Origin of the sequence: Paraburkholderia sp. LEh10, assembly GCF_017814945.1 — a bacterium.
Taxonomy (GTDB): Bacteria; Pseudomonadota; Gammaproteobacteria; order Burkholderiales; family Burkholderiaceae; genus Paraburkholderia.
Map to the genome: position 1 here is coordinate 46009 of NZ_JAGIPX010000021.1, position 23462 is coordinate 69470.

Genomic DNA, 23462 nt, shown 5'->3' on the forward strand with positions numbered 1-23462 from the left:
GCTCCCCGACCTGGGCTCGAACCAGGGACCTACGGATTAACAGTCCGGCGCTCTACCGACTGAGCTATCGGGGAACAGCAGTACAACCTGTTGCTACATAAAAAAGCCCGTTGTGGTTAACGGGCCTTTGCAATTCTTGGCTCCCCGACCTGGGCTCGAACCAGGGACCTACGGATTAACAGTCCGGCGCTCTACCGACTGAGCTATCGGGGAACAACAACAGCAGAGAAGCGAAATTGTAGGAGGTGTTACAGAAGCTGTCAATACCCCTCGTTCATCTCAATTTGATTCAACTGATTCGACGAGGGCGGCAGCTTTGCGACGCTCAACGCTCGAGCAGCGCGAGCTTGTCCTTCACGTCCTTGAATTCATCCGCTTCGGGCAGCGGCGCCTTGGTCTTCGTGATGCTCGGCCATGCCTTGGCGAGCTCTGCGTTCAGTTCCGTGAAGTGCTGCTGGTCGCCGGGCACGTCTTCTTCAGCGTAGATGGCGTTCACGGGGCATTCCGCAACGCACACGGCGCAGTCGATGCATTCGTCCGGGTCGATCGCGAGGAAGTTGGGACCTTCGCGAAAGCAGTCCACCGGGCACACATCGACGCAGTCGGTATAGCGGCACTTGATGCAGCTTTCGGTCACAACATGAGTCATTCAGGCAACTCCTGCTAACGATATCTTTTGGGTAGTGGGGAGGTGGCTAGGCGCCAAAAGCGGTATTGTAGCGTAACGTCAAGTAGTGCATACGCGATCGTCCCAGGCCCGTTTATATCGTTTGGTGATTAGTTTATGGCCGTCGGGCGACGGCCGGCCGCCCGTTAGCCTTGGCGCACTGGAACAACCGCCAGCGCGCATTCGGGTAACATGCGACAGCGTCTTCGCGAGGCAGCCGGGCTTACCTGATCCCCGCGATGCTTGCGGCGCATACAAAAAGGACGATAGCGCACGAGGCCTGACGTCTTCCGTTTTTACGCAGTTCAGGTTTGCAAGATCATGATCATTACTTCGCTGCTCGATACCGACCTGTACAAGTTCACGATGATGCAAGTGGTGCTGCATCATTTCCCGGCCGCCAACGTCGAATACAAGTTCCGCTGCCGCACGCCGAACGTCGATCTCGTGCCGTACGTCGACGAGATCCGCAGCGAAGTGCGCAAGCTCTGCGAGTTGCGCTTCAAGGAAGGCGAGCTCGAATACCTGCGGCAGATGCGTTTCATCAAGGGCGATTTCATTGACTTCCTCGCTCTCTTTCATCTGAACGAGAAGTACATATCGATCAGGCCTTCGAAGAAAGGCAACGGGGAAATCGAAATAGACATCAAGGGTCCGTGGCTGCATACGATCCTCTTCGAGATCCCCGTCCTCGCGATCGTCAACGAAGTGTATTTCCGCAACACGCAGCAGCAGCCGGACTACAGCGAAGGCCGCGAGCGTCTGCACGACAAGATCCAGCTGCTCGGTGCGCGCCCCGAGTTCGCCGACTGCAAGATCGCCGACTACGGCACGCGCCGTCGCTTCTCCGGGCGCTGGCACGAAGAAGTGATCCTCACGCTGAAGGATGGCCTGCGCGAGCAGTTCGCGGGCACGAGCAACGTATTCTACGCAATGAAGCATGGCCTGACACCCCTCGGCACGATGGCGCACGAATACCTGCAGGCCTGCCAGGCGCTCGGCCCGCGCCTGCGCGATTCGCAGATATATGGCTTCGAGATGTGGGCGAAGGAGTATCGCGGCGACCTTGGTATCGCGTTGTCGGACGTGTATGGCATGAAGGCGTTCCTCCGTGATTTCGACATGTACTTCTGCAAGCTCTTCGACGGCGCACGCCACGATTCCGGCGACCCGTTCGATTGGGGCGAGCGCCTCATCGCGCACTACAAGGCGAACCGCTGCGATCCGCGCACGAAGGTCCTCGTGTTCTCCGATGCGCTCGATATCCCGAAGGTGCTGCAACTCTACGAACGCTTCCGCGGCCGCTGCATGCTGGCGTTCGGCGTCGGCACGAATCTCACCAACGATCTTGGCTACAACCCTTTGCAGATCGTGATCAAGATGGTCAAGTGCAATGGCCAGCCGGTGGCGAAGCTGTCCGATTCGCCGGGCAAGAACATGTGCGAAGACAAGGCGTATCTCGCCTATCTGCGTCAGGTGTTCGGCATCGAGCAGCCGGTGGAAGAAGAAGCGGGCAAGTGACGCGCGGTATCCTCATCGTGCGGCCGCAAGGCAACTGCGATCATTGTCGACGCTTCGCATGAGCACGGCTATATGCCGTTCGGCCAGGTGTTGGCGTGAAGGGCGGCCGGTATAATTCGTGCGTCAATGTTCGCAGTCAGGCGCGCGCAGTCAGGCCGCTCAACCAACAAGATCGAACGATCACCGGCACGAGGATATTGCACATGGATACATCGACCGCCCGCCGCAACATCCTGGCCCGCATTCGCGCGGGGCAAGGGCGCGAGCCCGAGCCGGCCGCATCCGAGCGCGAGGCGGCGCAAGCGTATCTCGCAAGCCATCCGCAAGGCCCGCGTCCGCCAATGCCCGCCGATCTCGTCGCGCATTTCATCGAACAGGCGAAGAAAATGGCGTCCACGGTCGACACGGTCGAGTCGCTTGCCGACGTGCCCGCCGCCGCGCATCGCTACCTCGCCGAGCTGAATCTTCCGACCCATGCCATCGCGTGGCAGACGCTCGAAGGGTTGCCATGGGCCGGCTCGGGCATCGACGTCGAGTTCCGCAAGCCAAGGGACGAAGACCGCGTCGGCGTCACAGGCTGCTTCTGCGCAACGGCTGAAACGGGCACGCTGGTTCTGTTGTCCGGACCACAAACCTATGCGTCGGCGGGCCTGCTGCCGGAGACGCACATCGCGATCGTGCCGGCATCGCGCATCGTCGCCGGCCATGAGGAAGCGTTCAACCTGATCCGCAGCGAGCGCGGCGAGCTGCCGCGTGCCGTCAACTTCGTGTCCGGCCCGTCGCGTACGGGCGATATCGAACAAACCATCGTGCTCGGCGCGCACGGTCCGTATCGCGTGCATGCGATTGTCGTGCGTGGCGCGTAACGCCTTGCAGTTGCACGGCGGCGCGGTACGAGCACATCGCACGGTGGGCAATCCCGGGCAGGCTTCACGAATCGTCTTCCCGGCGCTGACGGTCGCGCTGTCGGCGTGGCCGCTTGCGGCATCGGCGGCGAGTCTGGATGGCGCATCGTTGTCCGCGTGGTGGGGCGTGCCGTTCGCGGGCATCCTGATGTCGATTGCTGTGTTTCCGCTCGTCGCACCGAGGCTCTGGCATCACCACTTCGGCAAAATCGCGGCGGCCTGGTCACTCGCATTCCTCGTGCCGTTCGCGATCGGGTTCGGCGCTCCCATCGCATTCGGCACGCTGATCCACGCATTGCTCGAAGAGTACGTGCCGTTCATCGTGCTGCTGACGGCGCTTTATACCGTCGCAGGCGGCATCTGCTTGACGGGCAATCTGCATGGCTCGCCGCGCCTGAATACGGCGCTGCTCGCGCTCGGCACGGCGCTCGCCAGCGTCATGGGAACGACAGGCGCCGCGATGCTGCTGATCCGCCCGCTGCTGCGCGCAAACGACAACCGCACGCATGCCGTGCACGTCGTCGTGTTCTTCATTTTTCTGGTCGCGAATGCGGGCGGTTCGCTCTCTCCGCTGGGCGATCCGCCATTGTTTCTTGGCTTCCTGAACGGCGTCGGGTTCTTTTGGACCACCGTGCATCTCGCGCTGCCAATGCTGTTCATCTGTGCGGTGCTGCTCGCCGTTTTCTACGCGCTCGATGCGTACTATTTCAGCCGTCGCGAGGAAATACTCGCCGTCGATCCGTCGCCGGATACGTCTGCTATCGGCGTCGAAGGCAAGGTCAATTTCGTGCTGCTCGCGCTGGTGATCGCGCTGGTGCTGATGAGCGGCATCTGGAAGCCCGGCGTCACGTTAGATGTGGCAGGCACGCACGTCGCGTTGCAGAATATCGTGCGCGACGTGGCACTGATCGCGCTCACGCTGCTGTCGCTGGCCGTGACGCCGCGCGCCGCGCGCGAGGGCAACGCGTTCAACTGGGCACCCATCGAAGAAGTTGCGAAGCTGTTCGCGGGCATCTTCGTGACGATTGCGCCTGTCATCATGATGTTGCGCGCGGGCGAGTCGGGCGCGTTCAGCGGCATCGTGCATCTCGTCAACGACGCCAGCGGCCAGCCGCGCGACGAGATGTACTTCTGGGCGACGGGCCTGTTGTCGTCGTTCCTCGACAATGCGCCCACGTACCTCGTGTTCTTCAACCTCGCCGGCGGCGACGCGCAGGCGTTGATGACCACGGGTGCGTCGACGCTCGCGGCCATTTCGGCGGGCGCGGTGTTCATGGGCGCGAACAGCTATATCGGCAACGCGCCGAACTTCATGGTCAAGGCGATCGCCGAATCACGCGGCGTGCGGATGCCCGGGTTCTTCGGGTATCTCGCGTGGTCGGGCGTCGTGCTGATGCCGTTGTTCATCGCGACGTCGTGGATATTCTTTTAACGCCGCGCGTGCGCCGACAGGTGCGCGCCGCGGACTGATACTCGGAGAATGGCAATGCAAAAGGTTCTGGTTGCGCGTCCCATCTTTCCGGATGTGATCGAGCGGTTGAAGCAGTACTTCGAGGTCGACTGGAACGACGGCGACGTGCTTGGCGCCGACGAACTCCAGCGCCGCATCGCCGACAAGGACGGTGCGCTGACGGCGGGCGACCCCATCGGCGCAGCCGTGCTGGCGGCAGCGCCGCGTTTGCGCGTCGTGTCGAACATGGCGGTCGGCTACAACAACTTCGACATGGCCGCGTTCAACGCGGCGAACGTGCTGGGCACGAACACGCCCGACGTGCTCAACGAATCGACGGCGGATTTCGGCTGGGCGCTGATGATGGCGGCCGCGCGCCGCATCGCCGAGTCGGAGCACTGGCTGCGCGCGGGCAAATGGGAAAAATGGTCGTACGACGGTTTCCTCGGCTCGGACCTGTTTGGCTCGACGCTCGGCGTGATCGGCATGGGCCGCATCGGGCAGGCGCTGGCACGTCGCGCGCGCGGCTTCAGCATGAACGTGATCTATCACAACCGCTCGCGCGTCGCGCCGCAGATCGAAGCCGAACTGAACGCATCGTATGCATCGAAGGAAGACCTGTTACGCCGCGCCGATCATGTCGTGCTCGTGCTGCCCTATACGGCCGAAAACCATCACACGATCGGCGCTGCGGAACTTGCGCTGATGAAGCTGACGGCGACGCTCACGAATATCGCGCGCGGCGGCATCGTCGACGACGCGGCATTGGCCGAAGCCTTGCGCGAAAAGCGTATCGCGGCGGCCGGTCTCGACGTGTTCGAGGGCGAGCCGAAGCTGAATCCGGCGCTGCTCACCGTGCCCAATGTCGTGCTGACGCCGCACATCGCGAGCGCGACGGAAGCGACGCGCCGCGCGATGGCGAACCTTGCGGCCGACAACCTCATCTCAGCGCTGGGCGAGGGGCCGCGTGCGGGGTGTCCGCCGAATCCGATCAACCCTGACGTGATCGGGAAGGCGCGTTCATGACGATGGTTTTGATCGCAGCCGTCGCCGTGCTGGCTGTCGCGCTGGTCATTGCGCTGGTGATGTTGATGCGCGGCGGCAACGGCGCGCATCAACAGATGCTGTTCGACGAACTCGGCGAGCGACTCGGCGCCGCCGCGCTCGCGCAGACGCGTGAGTATGAGCGGCTTGAACGTGAGCTGCGCGGTGAAATTTCTGAAACCGCGCGCGTGTCGCGCACCGAGTTGAGCGGCGGCTTTTCGCAGTTCCAGCAAACGCTCGCGTCGCAGTTCACGAGCATGACGACGGTGCAGGCCGGCAAGATCGACGGCTTCGCGCAGCAACTCGTCAAGCTCACCGAAACGAATGCGCAGCAGCTCGACGCGGTGCGTCAGAGCCTGCAACAGCAGGCCCAGCAGGCGCGCGACGAGCAGGGCCTGACGCTCAAACGGTTCGGCGAGACGCTGCAGCAGCAGTTGGCGCAAATGACGCAAGCCAACGACGGGCGCTTTGCGGAAGTGCGCGCGACCATCGAGCAGCGTCTGAAAGACATCGAGGCGAACAACTCGACGAAGCTCGAAGAAATGCGCCGCACCGTCGATGAGAAGCTGCACGCGACGCTCGAGCAGCGGCTCGGCGAATCGTTCAAGCTCGTGTCCGATCGTCTGGAGCAGGTGCATCGTGGCCTCGGCGAGATGCAGACGCTTGCGGCCGGCGTAGGCGACTTGAAGAAAGTTCTAACCAACGTAAAGACGCGCGGCACGTGGGGCGAAGTACAACTCGAGGCGCTGCTGGAGCAGATACTCACATCTGACCAATACGCGAAAAACGTTGCGACAATTCCGAAGAGTAACGACCGTGTCGAGTTCGCCATCAAGCTGCCCGGGCGACAACCCACGCCTGATGCCGCGGCCACACCCGTCTGGCTGCCTATCGATGCGAAATTTCCGCGTGAGGACTATGAGCGGCTGATCGAGGCGCAGGACCGCGCGGATCCCGTGGCTGTCGAAGAAGCGTCCCGCGCACTGGAAGGGCGGATTCGCGCCGAGGCGAAGGCGATCGCCGACAAGTACGTCTCGCCGCCACACACGACAGACTTCGCGTTGTTGTTCCTGCCGACGGAAGGGCTCTACGCTGAGATCCTGCGTCGTCCGGGGCTGACGGATCTGCTGCAGCGCGACTATCGCGTGACGATCGCAGGGCCGACCACGTTGACGGCGTTGCTCAACAGTCTGCAGATGGGCTTTCGCACGCTTGCTATCGAAAAACGTTCGAGCGAAGTGTGGCAGGTGCTGGGCGCGGTGAAGACGGAGTTCGGCAAGTTCGGCGACGTGCTTGCGAAGACCAAGTCGCAACTCGAAACCGTCACGCGTTCGATCGAGGCGGCGGAAGTGCGTACCCGGCAGATGAACCGCAAGCTGCGTGACGTCGAGGCATTGCCTGAAGAGCGGGCGGCGGGATTGCTGGGAGAGTCGCTATCGGGTCTGGACGGGGAAGAGTCTTGAGGCCGTGAAGCGCGGCAGTAACGCGAGGCCGTAACGCGACGCAGTAATGCCGTGAACGGTGAGGCATCGGCAGACTTGTCTGATGCCTCGTCGGTTGAATTCTCGGGTGGGGCGGGCAGACATGACGCCGTCGCGCATCGGCAATCACGCAAACCTGCAGACGGTCGAACCGTCAGTCCGAGCTTGCTGCCAGTCGATCGAGCGCGTCGCCCGTCACGCGCACGATGCGCCAATCCGGCAACACGGTTGCACCCATCTTCTGATAGAAGTCGATCGCCGGCTGGTTCCAGTCCAGCACCGACCATTCGAAGCGGCCGCATTGCCTCTCGACGGCCAGCGCGGCCAGATAGCGCAGCATCTTCGAACCCAGACCCGTGCCACGCTCGGTGGGCTGCACGTACAGGTCTTCGAGGTACAGACCGCGGCGTCCGAGAAACGTCGAGTAGTTATGGAAGAAGAGCGCGTAGCCGATTGTCCTGCCGTCGCGTTCCGCGACGATCGCTTCCGCCGACGGCCGCGCGCCGAACAGCGCGTCGTGCAGGTTTTCCTCGGTGGCGATGAACAGGTGCGTGAGCTTTTCGAACTCGGCCAGTTCGCGCATCAGCGCGAGCATCGCGCCGACGTCGCGAGGCGTGGCCGCGCGGATCGTCGCCGGCATTTACGCTTCCTCCGGCACGTCGCTCAACTGGATCTCGATGCCGCCAAAGCGCGACGCAACCCAGTTGTAGGCGTGGCAGGCAATCCACAGCAGGATGAAGCCCAGAATCGCATTGAGCAGCAGCGCGCTGAACACGGTGCTCAGTTCCACTGAACCGTAACGGATAAACGCGACGAGCACGCCGAGCAGAACGATCGGCACGCTGAACGTCAGGTACACGAGGATCAGTGCCTTTGCCGTTTGCCCCGGTGCTATGAACGAGATCTGTTTTTTCATGTAAGTCAAACCCGTATGTCGTAGTGGATTGCGTGAAAACCTGCTGGCCGCGCGCTCAAATCAGCCCGTCGAACAGCATGATGTCGACGGCGTCGCCCGGATCGAGGTCGGCCTGTTCGTGGGCGAGCACGATAAAGCAGTTTGCTTCGCTCATCGAACTGAGCACGCCGGAGCCCTGCGAGCCCGTGGGCGTGACGTGCCAGACGCCTTGCGCGTCGCGTGCCGCGATGCCGCGCTGGAATTCCGTGCGGCCCGGCCGTTTGCGGATCGGTTCGCGGCACGAGGCGCGGAGCAAAGGCGCGGGGTGCGTCGTCGCGCCGGACATCCGCAGCAGCACTTCGCGCACGATCTGATAGAACGCCGCCATCACGGCGACGGGATTGCCGGGCAGGCCGAAGAAAATTGCCGGCTCTCCCGCGCCGGGCTTGCCGCCGGACCAGATGCGCCCAAACGCGAACGGCCGGCCGGGGCGCATCGCGAGACTCCAGTGCGCGACGTCCCCGAGCATGCGCAGCATCTGCCTCGTCAGATCAGCTTCGCCGACGGAAACGCCGCCGGAGGTTATCACGACATCGGCGCTCGCTGCTGCCGTACACAACGCGTGTTCCAGCGCGGCGGGTTCGTCAGGCACCACACCGAGATCGATTGGCTCGACGTCGAGGCGCTTGAGCATCGCGAACAGCGTGTAGCGGTTGCTGTCGTAGACGCAGCCGGCGTCGAGCGGCTGGCCGATCGAGCGCAGCTCGTCGCCCGTCGAAAAGAACGCGACGCGCAGCCGGCGACGCACAGCCACCTCGCCAATGCCGAGCGACGCCAGCAATCCGAGGTCCGAGGCTCGGACGATGCGGCCCGCCTTCAGCGCGACCGCACCGCATGCGAGGTCTTCGCCGGCGAGGCGCCGGTTCGCCCCGGCACTCAGCCCCTGCGCGGAGAATCGGATGGTGTCGCCGTCGCGCGCGACGGCCTCCTGAGGCACGACGGTGTCGCAGCCGGAAGGCATCGTCGCGCCCGTCATCACGCGCACGCATTGGGTGACCCCCGTCGTTCCGTCGAAAGGATGGCCCGCGAGCGCCTTGCCCGCGACGCTCAACGCAATGTCGCCCGACTGGCCTTCGAGTGCCGCTCCCGAGAATGCATAGCCGTCCATCGCCGAGTTGTCGTGGGCGGGCACGTCGATGGGCGACACGATGTCCTTCGCGAGCACGCGGTTCAACGCGTCACGCAGCTGGACATGCTCGACGGTCGTGACGGGCGCGGCCCACTCGCGCACGATCGCCTGTGCGGCCTGGACGGGCAAAGCTTGAGCGTCGTACTGAGCGACGCAACTCGAAGTTTCGTTCAGCGTGGTCATGAAAGGGGAGCGTCGCGACGGGATGCGGTGCGGCGGCGGCCGGGCGATCGCGGCAAATGGCGGCAGGAGCCCTCAACGTCGTTCGAGGTCGGCGAGTTCCTGCAATGAATTGATATTGTAAAACGTGCGCTCGTCGGCAAAGGCGACTTCGACCGCCCTGTGGCGTGCGTACCACGTGCGCACCTTGCGCTCGCCCGCCTGCAGAAAGCCTTCCAGATCGTCGGCCAGCGACGTGCGCAGCAGCGCGAAAACGGGGTGAATCGATGTGTTGCCCTGCGCATCCGTGGTCGTGACGGTGGCGATGTCGGCATGCTGCGCGTCGAGGGCGGCAGCGAGGCGGGCGGCGAGATCGTCCGGCAAACCGGGCGTGTCGCAAGGCGCCGAGAGCACGAACGGCGTGCGCGCCGCGCGCAGTCCCGCGAGCAATCCGGCGAGCGGGCCGGGAAAATCAGGCAGCGTATCGGCGACGACGGTGGCCCGAAACGGCGCGCCGAGCGCCGAGTAGAGGTCGGCGTGCCGGTTCGCGCTGATCAGCATCGGCCCGGCTTGCGGCGCGAGACGTCTGAGCACGTGCAGCGCGAGTGGCTCGCCGTGCAGCTTTTGCAAGCCCTTGTCGGCGCCGCCCATGCGCATGCCGCGTCCGCCGGCGAGCAGCAGGCCGGTGATGCTGTCACGGGAAATGGCCATGAGCGAAAGGGCGGCGGACTCAGCCGCCGATATACGACATCTCGACGCGCCGTTCTTCCGACGCCGTCTTCGGGGCCGCGCCCGCGCTGCCGCGCAACTGCGAATAGCGGTCGCCGCGCGCGTGCCAGATGTTGGCGATCGCGGTCGCGATGCCTGCGTCGCTCGTGCCGTTGCGCACCAGCGCGCGCAGGTCGTGTCCCGACGACGCGAACAGGCACAGATACACCTTGCCCTCCGTCGACAGCCGCGCGCGCGTGCAACTTCCGCAGAACGCCCGCGTGACGCTGGAAATCACGCCGATCTCGCCGCTGCCGTCCGCATAGCCCCAGCGCTGGGCGGTTTCAGCGGCGCTGTGCGCTTCGAGCGGCAGCAGCGGATAGTGCTCGCTGATCCGCGTGACTACTTCCGCCGATGGCAGCACTTCCTCCATGTTCCAGCCGTTCGATGTGCCGACGTCCATATATTCGATGAAGCGCAGCACCACGCCCGTGCCCCTGAAGTGGTGCGCCATCGTGACGATCTCGCCGTCGTTCGTGCCGCGCTTGACGACCATGTTCACTTTCAGCGGATCAAGACCGACCGACTGCGCGACTTCGATGCCGTCGAGCACATCGCGCACGGCGAAATCGGCATCGTTCATGCGGCGAAATAACGCATCATCGAGCGCATCGAGACTGACCGTGACGCGGCTCAGGCCGGCGTCTTTCAGGCTTTGCGCCTTGCGCGCGAGCAGCGAGCCGTTGGTGGTGAGCGTGAGATCGAGCGGTTTGCCCGTAACAGTCGTCATGCGCGCGAGCCGCTCGATCAGAAATTCGAGGTTCTTGCGCAACAGCGGCTCGCCGCCCGTCAGGCGGATTTTTTCGACGCCATGCGCGACGAAAATCGACGCGATCCGCTCGATTTCCTCAAACGTCAGCAGCGCACTGTGCGGCAGGAACGGATAGTCCTTGTCGAACACCGCGCGCGGCATGCAGTAGACGCACCGGAAGTTGCAGCGGTCCGTGACCGAAATGCGCAAATCACGCAGCGGGCGCGACAGCGTGTCGGTCAACTCCCCGCGCGGCGCCCGCACGGGACCGGCGACGTCGGGCACGGCGCTGACATCGGCAACAGGAATGATGCGTCGGGACATGATCACATATTTGGGATATCAGACTTCATTCTAGCGGAAGCCTTTTGCCGTCACAGTAGGGCGAAACGCTTGTGCCGCGTGGGCAGGACAACAAAAAGCCCGCCTTCGAGGCGGGCTTTCGGGATGCACAGCGTTGCCACTGCGCAGAGTTAGCAAACGCTTACTGCTGCTTGAGCGTTTCGACCTGCTGCATCGGCGTCGTGTCGACGGGCGGAAGCGGCTTGCGCTCACGCGGCACCCGGGCCGGCTTCACTGCCTGTGCGGCGGCGTCCTGCGCGGCCCGCAGCTTGTCGGCGTCGGTGTTGACCCACACGAGGCCGGCATTTTCCAGCATCGACTTGAGTCCATCCGCTGACGGGCCTTGTCCGGCTACGCCGTTCGTGCGGGCGACATGCGGCTCGGCGACGGCTACAGCGGGCTGCACTTCGACGATTGCCGGCTGCGGCGCAGGTTGCGCTTCTGCCACATGGCTAACGGGTTCCGCGACGGGCGCCACGGCCGGCTGAGCAACCGCCTCGGCAACGGGATGCGCCGCTGCGGGCGCTTCGGCGACGTGCTCCGCTTCGATAGCGGGTGCCGCGGGTGCTGCGGGCGCCGGCGCGACGTAAACCGCGGCCGGTTCAGCGGCACGCTCGGCGGCCGGGGCTGCCGCGACCGTTTCGACCTGCGCGGGCGCTTCGGCAGCGGGCGCGTGCGTAAGGGCTTGAGGCTCGGCTTGAGGCTCGGCTTGAGGCTCGGCTTGAGGCTCGGCGGCCGCCGGCGCGGTGGACACAGGTTCAGCCTGCTGCGCTGCGGGCGCTTCTTCAGCGGGAACGATGGCTTCCGCCGTCGCAGCCTTCTCGACGGCAAGCGTCGGCGTTTCAGCCGATGCATGCAGTTCGCTGACCACGGCCGCACCTGTCGCGACGGCTGCCACGACGACTTCGACCGGCTTCACGGCGTGCTCGGCTTCCTGCTGGACTGGCTGCGCGATTTGCGGCTGCGTTTCGTGACGGCCCGCGTGTTCCGGCGCGCGAACAGGTGCTTCCGCTGCCGCTGCCGTGTCGCCTTCGGCTTCCGCGACATCGGCTGCCGTATTCACGTTCACGCCTTCCTCGTCGCGCTCACGACGGCCGCCACGGCGGCCGCGGCGGCGGCGGCGACGCTCTTCGCCGTCACGCGCTTCCTCGCCGGGAATAGCGCCGCCTGCCAGATTGGCTTGCGCCTGAGCGGCGACATCAGTCTGAACTTCGCTCTGGTTCAGCGCATCGGCGACCTCGGGCTGCTGCTTGCGACGTTCACCGCGCTCACCGCGTTCACGGCGCTCGCCTCGATCCTGACGCTCGCCGCGCGTGGTCCCTTCGACAGCTTCCGCGCGTTCCGCACGCTCCTGGCCGCGCTCAACGCGTTCCGGCCGTGCCTCGCGTGCTTCCCGGCCTTCGCGCTGCTCGCGCCCGCCGCGCTGTTCACGGGCTTCACGCGGTTCGCGCGGTTCACGTTCTTCGCGGCGTTGCGACGGTTGGCCCTGGCGGCCTTGCGTGGCCGCGCCTTCGCCGCGAGCTGCCGCATCGCGGCCACCCGCGCCGCCACGACGGTTGCGATTGCGATCGCCGCTACGCTCGCCCGTGCGTTCACCGCGCTCGGCTCGTTCGGTGCGCGCGGGTTTCGCCACTTTCTCGACGGGTGCGGGAACGGGCGCAGGAGCGGCCGGCTGCATGCCGAACAGACCCTTCAGCCAGCCGATGAAGCCGCCTGTCGCGGGCTTGACCTCGACGGTCGCGGCAGCGGGCGCTGGCGTGCGCACGGGCGCGCTCGGCGCCGGCTTCTCAGGCGTGATGCCCTTTACGGCCGCTTCCTGCTTCGGCTTTACCTCTTCAGCGCGCTTGCTGTAGCCCGTTTCCGATTCCAGTTCGCGAGCGGCTTCTTCAGCCATCTTCCACGACGCGCGCGGATCGTCGAGGCGCGCATCGTCGTGACGCAGACGTTCAAGCTTGTAATGCGGCGTGTCGAGGTGCTTGTTCGGCACCAGCACGACGTTGACCTTGAAGCGCGACTCGATCTTGTTGATTTCCGAGCGCTTTTCGTTGAGCAGGAAGGCGGTGACTTCGACGGGCACCTGGCAGTGGATCGCCGCCGTGTTTTCCTTCATCGCTTCTTCCTGAATAATCCGCAGCACTTGCAGCGCGGACGATTCGGTATCGCGGATGTGGCCCGTGCCGTTACAGCGCGGGCAGGTCACGTGGCTGCCTTCCGACAGCGCCGGGCGCAGACGCTGACGCGACAGTTCCATCAGGCCGAAGCGCGAGATCTTGCCCATCTGGACGCGCGCTCGGTCGTGCTTCAACGCGTCCTTCAGGCGCTGCTCGACTTCCCGCTGGCTTTTCGCCGACTCCATGTCGATGAAGTCGATCACGATCAGGCCGCCCAGGTCGCGCAGACGAAGCTGGCGCGCGACTTCGTCGGCGGCTTCGAGATTTGTGCGCGTGGCCGTTTCCTCGATGTCGGCGCCCTTGGTGGCGCGCGCCGAGTTCACGTCGATCGCGACGAGCGCTTCCGTGTGGTCGATCACGATCGCGCCGCCCGACGGCAGCGGCACCGTGCGCGAGTACGCGGTTTCGATCTGGTGCTCGATCTGGAAACGCGAGAAAAGCGGCACGTCGTCGTGATACCGCTTCACCTTATTGACATTGTCCGGCATGACGATATCCATGAAGGCGCGCGCCTGGTCATGGATTTCGGTGGTGTCGATGAGGATTTCGCCGATATCGGGCTGGAAGTAGTCGCGAATCGCGCGGATGACGAGGCTCGATTCGAGGTAGATCAGCATCGGCTGACCTTGCGAGCCGCTTTGCGACGCGGCTTCGATCGCGCGCCACAGCTGCATCAGGTAGTTCAGGTCCCACTGCAGCTCTTCGGCGCTGCGGCCGATGCCCGCCGTGCGCGCGATGATGCTCATGCCTTCCGGCAGTTGCAGCTGGGACATGGTTTCGCGCAGTTCCTGACGGTCGTCGCCTTCGATCCGGCGCGACACGCCGCCGCCGCGCGGATTGTTCGGCATCAGCACGAGGTAGCGGCCGGCGAGCGAGATGAACGTGGTGAGGGCGGCGCCCTTGTTACCGCGTTCTTCTTTCTCGACCTGGACGATCAGTTCCTGGCCTTCCTTGAGGGCGTCCTGAATGCGCGCGGAGCGCATGTCGATGCCTTCGCGGAAATACTGGCGGGCGACTTCCTTGAACGGGAGAAAACCGTGGCGGTCTTCACCGTAGTTGACGAAGCAGGCTTCGAGCGACGGCTCGATGCGCGTCACGATCCCCTTGTAGATATTGCCTTTGCGCTGTTCGCGCCCGGCAGTTTCGATGTCGATGTCGATGAGTTTTTGCCCATCGACGATGGCGACGCGCAATTCTTCCTGCTGCGTCGCATTGAACAACATGCGTTTCATTGAACGGCTCCAGAGCGGCTCTGCATACCCGAGCCGACGGCGCGCGGGAGCGAACCCGGCCGGCGGCGAGGGCAGCGGCATGCCGCGCCTTATTGTGTTTTCACCAGCACGCTGGAGCAGGAAAGATGGCGGGAGAATTGCCTTGAATGGGCGCCGCCCGAAAGAAAATGGACGCGCTGCCGCAGGGCACATGCGAACACGGCTTCAAATAATGGCCCGACACGCCGCGGGTCCTGGCAGCCGACTTGCATACGCCTTCGTCCACGTGCGCCGGCGCGCCTGTTGGGCGCGCGTCCGGACGCCGGACGGTTCGAAGGCTGCGGTCTTGCCGCAGCGGAAAAGCTCGCTCACAACGCGCGCCTGTCCCGCTCGGGAGTGTCTCGCCTCATTTTGACGTCGCCATGCCCCGCACTTTCTGTGGGACGCCTCGGGCGCACGCCGTATTTTCGCCACCGGCCGCTTCGCGCTTAAAAGGGACATGAAAACTGTCCTTGCCGAAGCTCGCCAGTCAAATTCTTTTTAACCAAAATTCCGTTACCGACGGTGCCGACGATGACCGAACGTGCCTGTGGGCGCCATCCCTGCCATGTCGTGCACTGTGCGTGCAACTTGCTGCATCTCATTTTCAGGGCGAGCAACCAGCCCCCGGCACAAGTAAAATAGCGTTTTATAGCTTGCGCCTGCGCAATCCACCCGCGATTCGGTTTAATGCGCCGATCTTATATAGTCGGCCGCCGCAGACTGCTGGGCAAATTATATTCAGAATGAAAGAGTTAGGCAAAACATCCCGAAAATCGGTGACGCGCGCAGTTTCTGGCGCGGTCAGAACCGCCGCTACAGGCGCCGTTACAAACGCGACTACAAGGGGCGCGGTTACGAACGCGGCTACAAACGCGGGTAAAAACGCGGGTACGAGCGCAATCGCGGGCGATCAGGTTTCGATGATCGAAATCGATGACGGTGCGGCTGGCCAGCGGATCGATAATTTTTTGCTGCGCGTCTGCAAGGGCGTGCCGAAGAGCCATATTTATCGAATTCTGCGCAGCGGCGAGGTGCGTGTAAATAAGGGGCGGGTCGACGCGCAATATCGGCTTGCATTGGGCGATCTGGTGCGCGTGCCGCCCATCCGCGTGGCGAGGGCTGATGAAGTCCCGGCTGCGCCCGTGCCGTCTGCGCATTTCGACATTCTGTATGAGGACGACCATCTGCTCGTCATCGACAAGCCGGCGGGTGTCGCCGTGCACGGCGGCAGCGGAGTCGCGTTCGGCGTGATCGAGCAGTTGCGCGCGGCGCGTCCGCAGGCGAAATTCCTGGAACTGGTGCATCGGCTTGACCGCGAAACGTCCGGCGTGTTGATGCTCGCGAAAAAGCGCTCGGCGCTCGTCAATCTGCACGAGCAGATCCGCGGCAACGGAATGGACAAGCGTTACTACGCGTGCGTGCGAGGCGAATGGGCGAGCGACTGGGGCCGGCGGCGCGCGGTAAAGGAGCCGCTGCACAAGTACCTGCTGCCGGACGGCGAGCGGCGCGTGCGCGTCCAGCCGGACGGATTGCCGTCGCATACCATTTTCAATCTGGTCGACCGCTGGCCCGGCTACGCGCTGCTCGAGGCGGAACTGAAAACGGGGCGCACTCATCAGATTCGCGTTCACCTCGCGCATCTGGGGCTGCCGATCGTCGGCGACGCGAAATATGGCGATTTCGCACTGAACAAGGAACTGGCGCGCGCGAATGCGCGCCCAGGACTGAAACGCATGTTTCTGCACGCATATCGGCTCAAGCTGACGCACCCAGCGTCGGGCGAAACGCTGCAGTTCGAAGCGCCGCTGCCGGCAGAATGCCAGCGATTTGTCGCGCAGCTCGCTGAAATCGGCAGTGACGGGAGCCGGCAGCAACACGGTCCGCAAGGCGAACAACCACACGATGAGACGGGAACGCATGGCTCGACAGCAATTTGATCTGATCGTCTTCGATTGGGACGGCACCTTGATGGATTCCACCGTCCACATCACGCGCAGCATTCAGGCGGCATGCCGCGACCTCGGCCTGCCTGTACCTGCCGACGAGGCGGCGAGTTTCGTGATCGGCCTTGGTCTGCGCGACGCACTCCAGATCGCAGCGCCGACGCTCGATCCATCCGGCTATCCGCGTCTTGCCGAGCGCTATCGCTTTCACTATCTGGTGAAGGATCAGACCACGGAGCTTTTCACCGGCGTGCGCGAAATGCTGGCCGATCTGCGCGACCAAGGCTATCTGCTGGCGATTGCGACAGGCAAGAGCCGTGTCGGCCTGAACCGCGCGCTGGATCAGGCGCGGCTGACGAGCCTGTTCGACGGCACACGCTGCGCCGATGAAACTTTTTCGAAGCCTCATCCCGCCATGCTGCAGGAATTGACGCGTGAGCTGGGGCAGGATCCCGTGCGCACGGTGATGGTCGGCGACACCACGCACGATCTGCAGATGGCGATCAATGCGGGCGTTTCGGGCATCGGCGTGACGTACGGCGCGCACCCCGCCAATTCGCTGGCCGCGCTCGAGCCGAAATACGTCGCCGATAGCATCGCTTCGTTGTCGGACTGGCTGCGGGAGCATGCATGACGGACCCGCTCGAGGCCGTGCGCGTGTGCGCCTCTGACGAACTCGTCGACGGCGGCGCTGGCGTGCGCCGCGAGGCGACGTTCGACGGCGGTGACGCCATCGTGTTCTTCGTGCGCTATGACGGTGTCGCATACGGGTATCTGAACCGCTGCGCGCACGTGCCGATGGAACTGGACTGGAATGAGGGGCAGTTCTTCGAATCGTCCGGTTTATACTTGATGTGCGCCACGCATGGTGCGATTTACGCACCGGATACGGGCAAATGCGTCGGCGGCCCGTGCCGCGGCGGCAGGCTTCGGCCCGTGCGCGTCGACGAACGCGACACGCCCGAAGGGCGTGCGGTGTTCTGGCTTCCGGATGCCGATTTGCGACCGCTATCGGTGTGATTATCGGTCTGATTGCCCAGATAACTTTCCCAAAAACCTCGTTTTATCCGGCGGCGACGCATGTCCGATAATCTGACTCCCGATCCACAGGAACCGGCGGCATCAGGCCACCGGCCGCGTCGAGCGCCGACGGACGAGCCGAACTGGGAGCGCGGCGCACTCGAGCGAATCGCGCTCGCCGCCATCAACGAGCAACGCGCGGCGCGCCGCTGGCGAATTTTCTTCCGGTTTCTGTTCCTCGCCGTGCTGGTCGTGATCGCGTGGGCCGTGCTGGATTTCCGCGGCGAGAAGGTCGCGGGCACTGGCCGGCACACCGCGCTCGTCACGCTTGACGGCGAAATTGCGTCTGATACGAACGCCAACGCTGAAGATATCGACACGGCGCTAGCAAACGCATTCGATGACGCCGGCACCGCGGGCGTGGTCCTGCGCTGCAACAGTCCCGGCGGCAGCCCCGTTCAGGCTGGGATCATCTATCGCGAAATTCGCCGATTGCGCGCGAAACATCCTTCCATCCCGCTCTATGTCGTCGTCGGCGATATGTGCGCATCGGGCGGGTACTACGCGGCGGCGGCCGCCGACAAGATCTATGTCGACAAAGCTAGCATTGTCGGATCGATCGGCGTGCTGATGGACGGCTTCGGGTTCACGGGCCTGATGGACAAGCTCGGCATTCAGCGCAGAATGCGCACTTCCGGCGAGAACAAGGGCTTTTACGACCCGTTCTCGCCCGACACGCCGAAGATGGACGAACATGCGCAGGCGATGCTCGACGAGATCCACGCGCAGTTCATTGATGCCGTAAAGCAGGGGCGCGGCAAGCGCTTGCGGGAGAGCCCGGACATCTTCTCCGGGCTGTTCTGGACGGGCCAAAAGAGCGTCGAGCTTGGACTTGCGGACGGCTTCGGCGACACCGATTACGTCGCGCGCGAAATCATCAAGGCGCCCGACGTAGTCGATTACACCGTGAAGGAAAGCATCACGGACCGCGTCGCGCGCAAGTTCGGCGCGGCCGTCGGTGGCGGCGCGGTCCGTGCGATGGCGACCATCGGCAAGTTGAATCTGCGTTAGCGCGTTTGCCGGGCAATGCGGCGCATCGGAGCGCCACCGCCGCTTTCACGCTTCAGACAGCCAGCATCAGAAATATCGCGGGACGCTTGTGCAGATCAGGCGCTGGCTTTTTCTTCCAGTCGGCGGCTGTCCGGCTGACGATCGTTTCGCCTTCTAGTGTCAGATCGACGGCGACGCACACGAGCGTCGAAGGCGCGCAGCCCGCGATCAGCGCGTCGAGCAGCGCGCGGTTCCGGTACGGCGTTTCGATGAAAATCTGCGTCTGTTTGTTTTTGCGCGATTGCTGTTCGAGATCCCGCAGCCGTTTTGCGCGCTCATTGGCGTCGACGGGCAGATAGCCGTGAAACGCAAAGCTTTGTCCGTTCAGGCCCGACGCCATCAACGCCAGCAGGATCGAGCTCGGCCCGACGAACGGCACTACCTTGACGCCCCGCTCATGGGCGCGGCGCACGAGAAGCGCGCCCGGATCGGCGACGGCCGGGCAACCCGCCTCCGACACCAGGCCGCCATCCGTCCCCGAAAGAATGGGTGCAAGAAGCTTGTCGATTTCGCCTGGCGGCGTGTTCACATTCAGCTCGCGGATCTCGATTTCCTGGATCGGCCGCTGCGTGCCGACTTTCTTTAGGAAGGCGCGCGTCGTTTTAGCGTTTTCGCCTATGTAATAGTGCAGGGCCGAGGCACGCGCGCGGACGGGCGCCGGCAGGACGGCGTCGAGCGCGGCAGCGTCGCCGTCGCCGAGCGTGTTTGGAATCAGATAGAGCACGCCTGTCATCGCGCCCCCAGGAGCGGATAGCACGCGGCGAGCAGCATGCGCGTGAGCGCGATCAGCGGCAGGCCGATCAGCGCGGTCGGATCGTCCGATTCGATTGCGTCGAGCAGCGCGATGCCGAGACCTTCAGCTTTGGCGCTGCCGGCGCAGTCATACGGCGTTTCGGCGCGCAAATAGGCGTCGAGCGCGGCGTCGGGCAAGTCGCGAAAGCGCACGCGCGTGACGACATCGACGGTTTGCGCATCCGCCGATCGGCTGTCGAACAGGCAAATGGCGCTGTGAAACAGTACTTCGCGGCCGCGCATGCCTTGGAGTTGGGTCAGCGCCTTTTCGTGCGAGCCTGGCTTGCCGATCTGATGGCCGTCGTACGTCGCGACCTGATCCGACCCGATCACGAGCGTCCTCTCGTCTCCCGCGAGTCCGGCTGCCACTGCGCGCGCCTTCACTTCGGCGAGGCGCAGCGCCGTCATTTCCGGCGTTTCGCCGGCGCGCGGCGTTTCATCGATCGCGGGCACGATGACGTCGAACGGAACGCGCAGGCGTTCGAGCAGTTCGCGCCGATAGCGCGAACTCGACGCCAGAATCAGGCGGGGCGGGCGTTTGGAGGAGTCGGGCATGCTCAAATGAAACCTTGATGTGGATGCAAAACGGAACGTGAAAAGGCGGGGCGCGAACAGCTTCGCATGGCCGGCCTTAAGTGTTTGACTCGAAAAGACAAAACAGATATGATTTTGGGCTTTTCATCGGTATGCTTTGCCAAATGGCGCGCCGGATCTGCATGTACGTCGATCCGGCAGCAATCCAACAGGGCATAGCGAGTTACCCGGCTGAAATCCTTGCCGACGCAGGAGCGCACATGAGTCAACATCTTGGCAAACCTGCTGGTCTCGTCGACCCGCGCGAACTCGACCTGTTCGAATTTGCCCGTAGTGGACGGCAGGCCGCAGGTACCGTGCGCGTCTCGCAACTGCCGCGCATGTTAAACGAAGTCCCGGAGGAAGCGCCAGACCGCGACACCGCGTTCACATGGCAAGCCGAAGGGGCGACGCAGCCGGAATTGCAGGACGACGGCACCGAGGGTCCGCAGCCGTACCTGAGGCTCGCGATTCACGGCGCCGCATGGCTCGAATGTCAGCGTTGCCTGTCTCCGTATGAGCAGGCGTTCAACGTCGATGCGACTTACCGGATCGTCAATACCGAAGAGGAAGCTGAAGAGTTTCCTCTCGACGAGGATGAAGTCGATGTGATCGTTGGGTCACGCCAGTTCGATCTTGTCGACTTGATCGAAGAGGAATTGCTGCTCTCGTTGCCGCTCGTGCCGAAGCACGACGTCTGTCCTGAAGTGCACGAGAGCCTCAGCTCGGGCGCGAGCGGGTCGGAAGGCGAAGAGGCCGCCGCAGGCGAAGCCGACGAGGGTGAAGAATCCGCGCGGCCGAATCCTTTCGCGGCGCTCGAAAGCCTGAAGTCGGGCGGGTCCGGCGGCAAGAAGCATTGAACAGTTGCAAGGGAGCGCGATAAGGCGCGCCGGGCGCATGGTGTCAGCCATTCGGCCTATGGCGGTTGCCGTGTCGGGCTGTGTTAGAATTCGGAAAATTTTCAGGAGTTATCATGGCAGTTCAACAAAACAAGAAGTCGCCGTCGAAGCGCGGCATGCACCGCTCGCACGATTTCCTCAACGCAGCGCCGCTGGCAGTTGAGCCGAGCACGGGCGAAGTGCATCTGCGTCACCACATCAGCCCGAACGGCTACTACCGCGGCAAGAAAGTCGTCAAGACGAAGAACGACTAATCGACTTGCATTGCGCTTAATTGGGTTCAACCCATTGGCGTTACGCGTGGCGATCGGCTCGCTTGACATTTTCCCGGTTCATCAAAAAGGCGGCATTCAACTGCCGCTTTTTTGTGCCTGAAATTCGTCGCATTCCATGACTGTAAAGCTCACGATAGATTGCATGGGAGGCGACCACGGCCCGTCCGTGACCGTTCCCGCTGCTGTCAGCTTCGTTCGCTCGCACCCCGATGCGCACCTGATGCTCGTCGGCATCGAAAGCGCGATCCGTGCGCAGCTGAAAAAGCTGAAGGCGGCCGACGATCCGGCACTCACGGTCGTACCCGCATCGGAGATCGTCGCAATGGACGATCCCGTTGAAGTCGCGCTTCGTAAGAAGAAAGACTCGTCGATGCGCGTGGCGCTCAATCGCGTCAAGGACGACGAGGCGCAGGCCTGCATCTCCGCTGGCAATACCGGCGCGCTGATGGCCGTTTCCCGCTATGTTCTTAAAACGCTCCCGGGCATCGAACGTCCGGCGATCGCGTTTGCCCTGCCTAATCCGACCGGCTACACGACGATGCTCGACCTTGGCGCGAACGTCGACTGCGAGCCGCAACATCTGCTGCAGTTCGCCGAGATGGGGCATGCGCTGGTGTCGGCGGTCGAAGGCAAGGATCGCCCGAGCATCGGCCTCCTGAATGTCGGCGAAGAGGTCATCAAGGGCAACGAAACCATCAAGCGCGCGGGCGAACTCCTGCGTACCAGCACACTCAATTTCCGCGGCAATGTGGAAGGCAACGATATCTACAAAGGCACCGTCGACGTGATCGTCTGCGATGGCTTTGTCGGCAATGTTGCGCTGAAGACGTCGGAAGGTCTCGCGCAGATGCTCTCCGACATCATCAAGGAAGAATTCGGCCGCTCATGGCTGACCAAGGTGATGGCGGTGCTCGCGCTGCCCGTGCTGCTGCGTTTCAAGAAGCGCGTCGATCACCGGCAGTACAACGGCGCGGCGCTCCTCGGCCTGCGCGGGCTCGTGATCAAGAGCCACGGTTCGGCCGACGCCTATGCGTTTGAGTGGGCAATCAAACGCGGGTATGATGCCGTCAAAAATGGCGTTCTGGAACGTCTCGCCCGCGCGATGGAGGAGAACGTGGGTTCACTCGAACAGGCGGCGCGCGCGGCAGGCAGCGCGGGCTCCGCGAGCCAGATGGCGAGCCCGCTTGCCGGTCCGATTTCCGGCCAGCCGGCCGAGCCTTACGGCGCACAATCCTCGAAGGCATAATGGCTCATTCCACTACCTATTCCCGCGTGCTGGGCACGGGCAGCTATCTGCCGCCTAACCGCGTTTCCAATCAGGAACTGGCTGATCGTCTCGCGAAGCAGGGCATCGAGACGAGCGACGAATGGATCGTGGCCCGCACGGGCATTCACGCGCGTCACTTCGCCGAGCCAGATGTCACCACCAGCGACCTCGCGCTGATCGCGTCGCAACGCGCGATCGAAGCGGCCGACGTCGATCCGCAATCCATCGACCTCATCATCGTCGCCACGTCGACGCCGGACTTCGTTTTTCCAAGTACGGCGTGTCTGCTGCAGAACAAGCTGGGCATCAGGAACAACGGCGCCGCGTTCGACGTGCAGGCCGTGTGCTCAGGTTTTGCCTATGCCGTCGCGACGGCTGACAGCTTCATCCGAAGCGGGCAACATCGTACTGCGCTGGTGGTCGGTGCTGAAACGTTCTCGCGCATCCTCGACTTCAACGACCGCACCACCTGCGTGCTGTTCGGCGACGGCGCGGGCGCGGTCGTGCTGCAGGCATCGGACGAGCCGGGCGTGCTGGCGAGCGCGTTGCACGCGGACGGCAGCCACTCGAACATTCTCTGCACCCCGGGCAACGTGAATGGCGGCATCGTGCAGGGCAGCGCCTTTCTGTACATGGACGGCCAGGCGGTGTTCAAGCTCGCCGTCAACGTGCTGGAGAAGGTCGCGGTCGAGGCGCTGCAGAAGGCTGATCTGCAGCCGGAGCAGGTCGACTGGCTGATTCCGCACCAGGCCAATATCCGCATCATGCAGAGCACGTGCCGCAAGCTCGGTCTGCCGCAGGAGCGGATGGTCGTCACCGTGCACGAACATGGCAATACGTCGGCGGCATCGATCCCGCTTGCGCTCGACGTCGCCGTTCGCGACGGACGAATCCAGCGCGGCCATAACGTGCTGATCGAAGGCGTCGGCGGCGGCTTTACGTGGGGAGCGTCGGTCATCCGCTTCTGATGACTGCGCGCGGCGGCGT

General features: G+C 63.7%; 22 protein-coding genes and 2 tRNA genes. 13 read left to right on the forward strand and 11 right to left on the reverse strand.

The window, feature by feature from the left end; genetic code table 11:
• Window position 1 precedes the first annotated feature (1 nt).
• The 3 genes from J8I87_RS18870 to fdxA form a co-directional block, all read right to left on the reverse strand.
• Window positions 2-74 (reverse strand) — tRNA-Asn (locus J8I87_RS18870).
• A 63-nt stretch (window positions 75-137) separates the two neighbouring features.
• A tRNA-Asn gene (locus J8I87_RS18875) sits at window positions 138-213 on the reverse strand.
• 112 nt (window positions 214-325) lie between these two features.
• Window positions 326-649, reverse strand: coding sequence for a ferredoxin FdxA (gene fdxA / locus J8I87_RS18880; RefSeq protein ID WP_209933245.1), 324 nt, complete (start codon window positions 647-649; stop codon window positions 326-328).
• A gap of 339 nt (window positions 650-988) precedes the next feature.
• Between fdxA and pncB the strand changes: the two genes are divergently transcribed.
• The 5 genes from pncB to J8I87_RS18905 all read left to right on the forward strand — a co-directional run bounded on the left by pncB (window position 989) and on the right by J8I87_RS18905 (window position 7050).
• Entirely contained in the window at window positions 989-2188 is a 1200-nt protein-coding gene (gene pncB / locus J8I87_RS18885; protein ID WP_209933247.1) for a nicotinate phosphoribosyltransferase, read from the forward strand.
• Between the two features lie 203 nt (window positions 2189-2391).
• On the forward strand, window positions 2392-3054 hold the full coding sequence (locus J8I87_RS18890) for a lactate utilization protein C (protein WP_209933248.1): 663 nt from the start codon (window positions 2392-2394) through the stop codon (window positions 3052-3054).
• Window positions 3029-4525 carry a sodium:proton antiporter gene (locus J8I87_RS18895; protein ID WP_209933249.1) on the forward strand — a complete coding sequence of 499 codons (1497 nt, stop codon included), beginning with the start codon at window positions 3029-3031 and terminating at the stop codon, window positions 4523-4525. The genes J8I87_RS18890 and J8I87_RS18895 overlap by 26 nt, the downstream gene beginning before the upstream one ends.
• A gap of 54 nt (window positions 4526-4579) precedes the next feature.
• Window positions 4580-5569 (forward strand): D-glycerate dehydrogenase, encoded by a 990-nt coding sequence (locus tag J8I87_RS18900; protein WP_209933250.1) that lies wholly within the window; start codon window positions 4580-4582, stop codon window positions 5567-5569.
• On the forward strand, window positions 5566-7050 hold the full coding sequence (locus tag J8I87_RS18905; RefSeq protein WP_209933251.1) for a DNA recombination protein RmuC: 1485 nt from the start codon (window positions 5566-5568) through the stop codon (window positions 7048-7050). The genes J8I87_RS18900 and J8I87_RS18905 overlap by 4 nt, the downstream gene beginning before the upstream one ends.
• 172 nt (window positions 7051-7222) lie before the next feature.
• Here the strand turns inward: J8I87_RS18905 and J8I87_RS18910 are convergent, their stop codons facing one another.
• The 6 genes from J8I87_RS18910 to J8I87_RS18935 form a co-directional block, all read right to left on the reverse strand.
• On the reverse strand, window positions 7223-7708 hold the full coding sequence (locus tag J8I87_RS18910; RefSeq protein ID WP_209933253.1) for a GNAT family N-acetyltransferase: 486 nt from the start codon (window positions 7706-7708) through the stop codon (window positions 7223-7225).
• The gene (locus tag J8I87_RS18915; RefSeq protein ID WP_007741774.1) at window positions 7709-7984 is read right to left on the reverse strand and encodes a hypothetical protein; all 276 of its coding nucleotides are present in this window, start codon (window positions 7982-7984) and stop codon (window positions 7709-7711) included.
• A gap of 55 nt (window positions 7985-8039) precedes the next feature.
• A complete protein-coding gene (gene glp / locus J8I87_RS18920) occupies window positions 8040-9335 on the reverse strand; it encodes a gephyrin-like molybdotransferase Glp (RefSeq protein ID WP_209933254.1) in 1296 nt (431 codons plus the stop codon).
• A 72-nt stretch (window positions 9336-9407) separates the two neighbouring features.
• Window positions 9408-10022, reverse strand: coding sequence for a molybdenum cofactor guanylyltransferase MobA (gene mobA / locus J8I87_RS18925; RefSeq protein WP_209933255.1), 615 nt, complete (start codon window positions 10020-10022; stop codon window positions 9408-9410).
• A gap of 19 nt (window positions 10023-10041) precedes the next feature.
• Window positions 10042-11154 carry a GTP 3',8-cyclase MoaA gene (moaA, locus tag J8I87_RS18930; RefSeq protein ID WP_209933256.1) on the reverse strand — a complete coding sequence of 371 codons (1113 nt, stop codon included), beginning with the start codon at window positions 11152-11154 and terminating at the stop codon, window positions 10042-10044.
• Between the two features lie 160 nt (window positions 11155-11314).
• Entirely contained in the window at window positions 11315-14575 is a 3261-nt protein-coding gene (locus tag J8I87_RS18935; protein ID WP_209933257.1) for an Rne/Rng family ribonuclease, read from the reverse strand.
• Window positions 14576-15516: 941 nt separating this feature from the next.
• Between J8I87_RS18935 and J8I87_RS18940 the strand changes: the two genes are divergently transcribed.
• Genes J8I87_RS18940 through J8I87_RS18955 form a run of 4 tightly spaced genes read left to right on the forward strand, consistent with a single transcriptional unit; the run spans window position 15517 to window position 18630 of the window.
• A complete protein-coding gene (locus J8I87_RS18940) occupies window positions 15517-16533 on the forward strand; it encodes an RluA family pseudouridine synthase (RefSeq protein ID WP_245254011.1) in 1017 nt (338 codons plus the stop codon).
• Window positions 16514-17173 carry an HAD-IA family hydrolase gene (locus J8I87_RS18945; protein ID WP_209933258.1) on the forward strand — a complete coding sequence of 220 codons (660 nt, stop codon included), beginning with the start codon at window positions 16514-16516 and terminating at the stop codon, window positions 17171-17173. The genes J8I87_RS18940 and J8I87_RS18945 overlap by 20 nt, the downstream gene beginning before the upstream one ends.
• Window positions 17170-17559 carry a Rieske (2Fe-2S) protein gene (locus J8I87_RS18950; protein WP_209933260.1) on the forward strand — a complete coding sequence of 130 codons (390 nt, stop codon included), beginning with the start codon at window positions 17170-17172 and terminating at the stop codon, window positions 17557-17559. Before J8I87_RS18945 ends, J8I87_RS18950 begins: the two co-directional genes overlap by 4 nt.
• 60 nt (window positions 17560-17619) lie before the next feature.
• Window positions 17620-18630 (forward strand): S49 family peptidase, encoded by a 1011-nt coding sequence (locus J8I87_RS18955; RefSeq protein WP_209933261.1) that lies wholly within the window; start codon window positions 17620-17622, stop codon window positions 18628-18630.
• Between the two features lie 52 nt (window positions 18631-18682).
• Here J8I87_RS18955 and J8I87_RS18960 read toward each other — a convergent pair whose 3' ends face one another.
• Both J8I87_RS18960 and J8I87_RS18965 read right to left on the reverse strand, forming a co-directional pair.
• Window positions 18683-19402: an SAM-dependent methyltransferase gene (locus J8I87_RS18960; RefSeq protein WP_209933262.1), complete on the reverse strand. Its 720-nt coding sequence runs from the start codon at window positions 19400-19402 to the stop codon at window positions 18683-18685.
• Complete coding sequence (locus tag J8I87_RS18965) at window positions 19399-20016, reverse strand: Maf-like protein (protein ID WP_209933263.1); 618 nt, start codon at window positions 20014-20016, stop codon at window positions 19399-19401. The genes J8I87_RS18960 and J8I87_RS18965 overlap by 4 nt, the downstream gene beginning before the upstream one ends.
• A 239-nt stretch (window positions 20017-20255) precedes the next feature.
• Between J8I87_RS18965 and J8I87_RS18970 the strand changes: the two genes are divergently transcribed.
• From J8I87_RS18970 to J8I87_RS18985, 4 genes are all read left to right on the forward strand, one after another.
• Window positions 20256-20894: a DUF177 domain-containing protein gene (locus J8I87_RS18970; protein WP_209933264.1), complete on the forward strand. Its 639-nt coding sequence runs from the start codon at window positions 20256-20258 to the stop codon at window positions 20892-20894.
• Between the two features lie 113 nt (window positions 20895-21007).
• Entirely contained in the window at window positions 21008-21187 is a 180-nt protein-coding gene (rpmF, locus tag J8I87_RS18975; protein WP_012400235.1) for a 50S ribosomal protein L32, read from the forward strand.
• 136 nt (window positions 21188-21323) lie between these two features.
• On the forward strand, window positions 21324-22454 hold the full coding sequence (plsX, locus tag J8I87_RS18980) for a phosphate acyltransferase PlsX (RefSeq protein ID WP_209933266.1): 1131 nt from the start codon (window positions 21324-21326) through the stop codon (window positions 22452-22454).
• A complete protein-coding gene (locus J8I87_RS18985; RefSeq protein WP_209933267.1) occupies window positions 22454-23443 on the forward strand; it encodes a beta-ketoacyl-ACP synthase III in 990 nt (329 codons plus the stop codon). Before plsX ends, J8I87_RS18985 begins: the two co-directional genes overlap by 1 nt.
• Window positions 23444-23462 lie beyond the last annotated feature (19 nt).

Excerpts from the sequence above, each read along its gene's own strand:
- J8I87_RS18935 (WP_209933257.1), bottom strand. The coding sequence starts at position 14,575 with ATGAAACGCATGTTGTTCAATGCGACGCAGCAGGAAGAATTGCGCGTC.
- J8I87_RS18965 (WP_209933263.1), bottom strand. The coding sequence starts at position 20,016 with ATGCCCGACTCCTCCAAACGCCCGCCCCGCCTGATTCTGGCGTCGAGT.
- J8I87_RS18985 (WP_209933267.1), top strand. The coding sequence starts at position 22,454 with ATGGCTCATTCCACTACCTATTCCCGCGTGCTGGGCACGGGCAGCTAT.
- rpmF (WP_012400235.1), top strand. The coding sequence starts at position 21,008 with ATGGCAGTTCAACAAAACAAGAAGTCGCCGTCGAAGCGCGGCATGCAC.
- J8I87_RS18905 (WP_209933251.1), top strand. The coding sequence starts at position 5,566 with ATGACGATGGTTTTGATCGCAGCCGTCGCCGTGCTGGCTGTCGCGCTG.
- J8I87_RS18895 (WP_209933249.1), top strand. The coding sequence starts at position 3,029 with ATGCGATTGTCGTGCGTGGCGCGTAACGCCTTGCAGTTGCACGGCGGC.
- J8I87_RS18915 (WP_007741774.1), bottom strand. The coding sequence starts at position 7,984 with ATGAAAAAACAGATCTCGTTCATAGCACCGGGGCAAACGGCAAAGGCA.
- mobA (WP_209933255.1), bottom strand. The coding sequence starts at position 10,022 with ATGGCCATTTCCCGTGACAGCATCACCGGCCTGCTGCTCGCCGGCGGA.
- pncB (WP_209933247.1), top strand. The coding sequence starts at position 989 with ATGATCATTACTTCGCTGCTCGATACCGACCTGTACAAGTTCACGATG.
- fdxA (WP_209933245.1), bottom strand. The coding sequence starts at position 649 with ATGACTCATGTTGTGACCGAAAGCTGCATCAAGTGCCGCTATACCGAC.
- glp (WP_209933254.1), bottom strand. The coding sequence starts at position 9,335 with ATGACCACGCTGAACGAAACTTCGAGTTGCGTCGCTCAGTACGACGCT.
- J8I87_RS18955 (WP_209933261.1), top strand. The coding sequence starts at position 17,620 with ATGTCCGATAATCTGACTCCCGATCCACAGGAACCGGCGGCATCAGGC.
- plsX (WP_209933266.1), top strand. The coding sequence starts at position 21,324 with ATGACTGTAAAGCTCACGATAGATTGCATGGGAGGCGACCACGGCCCG.
- J8I87_RS18900 (WP_209933250.1), top strand. The coding sequence starts at position 4,580 with ATGCAAAAGGTTCTGGTTGCGCGTCCCATCTTTCCGGATGTGATCGAG.
- J8I87_RS18890 (WP_209933248.1), top strand. The coding sequence starts at position 2,392 with ATGGATACATCGACCGCCCGCCGCAACATCCTGGCCCGCATTCGCGCG.
- J8I87_RS18970 (WP_209933264.1), top strand. The coding sequence starts at position 20,256 with ATGAGTCAACATCTTGGCAAACCTGCTGGTCTCGTCGACCCGCGCGAA.
- moaA (WP_209933256.1), bottom strand. The coding sequence starts at position 11,154 with ATGTCCCGACGCATCATTCCTGTTGCCGATGTCAGCGCCGTGCCCGAC.
- J8I87_RS18910 (WP_209933253.1), bottom strand. The coding sequence starts at position 7,708 with ATGCCGGCGACGATCCGCGCGGCCACGCCTCGCGACGTCGGCGCGATG.
- J8I87_RS18940 (WP_245254011.1), top strand. The coding sequence starts at position 15,517 with ATGATCGAAATCGATGACGGTGCGGCTGGCCAGCGGATCGATAATTTT.
- J8I87_RS18945 (WP_209933258.1), top strand. The coding sequence starts at position 16,514 with ATGGCTCGACAGCAATTTGATCTGATCGTCTTCGATTGGGACGGCACC.
- J8I87_RS18960 (WP_209933262.1), bottom strand. The coding sequence starts at position 19,402 with ATGACAGGCGTGCTCTATCTGATTCCAAACACGCTCGGCGACGGCGAC.
- J8I87_RS18950 (WP_209933260.1), top strand. The coding sequence starts at position 17,170 with ATGACGGACCCGCTCGAGGCCGTGCGCGTGTGCGCCTCTGACGAACTC.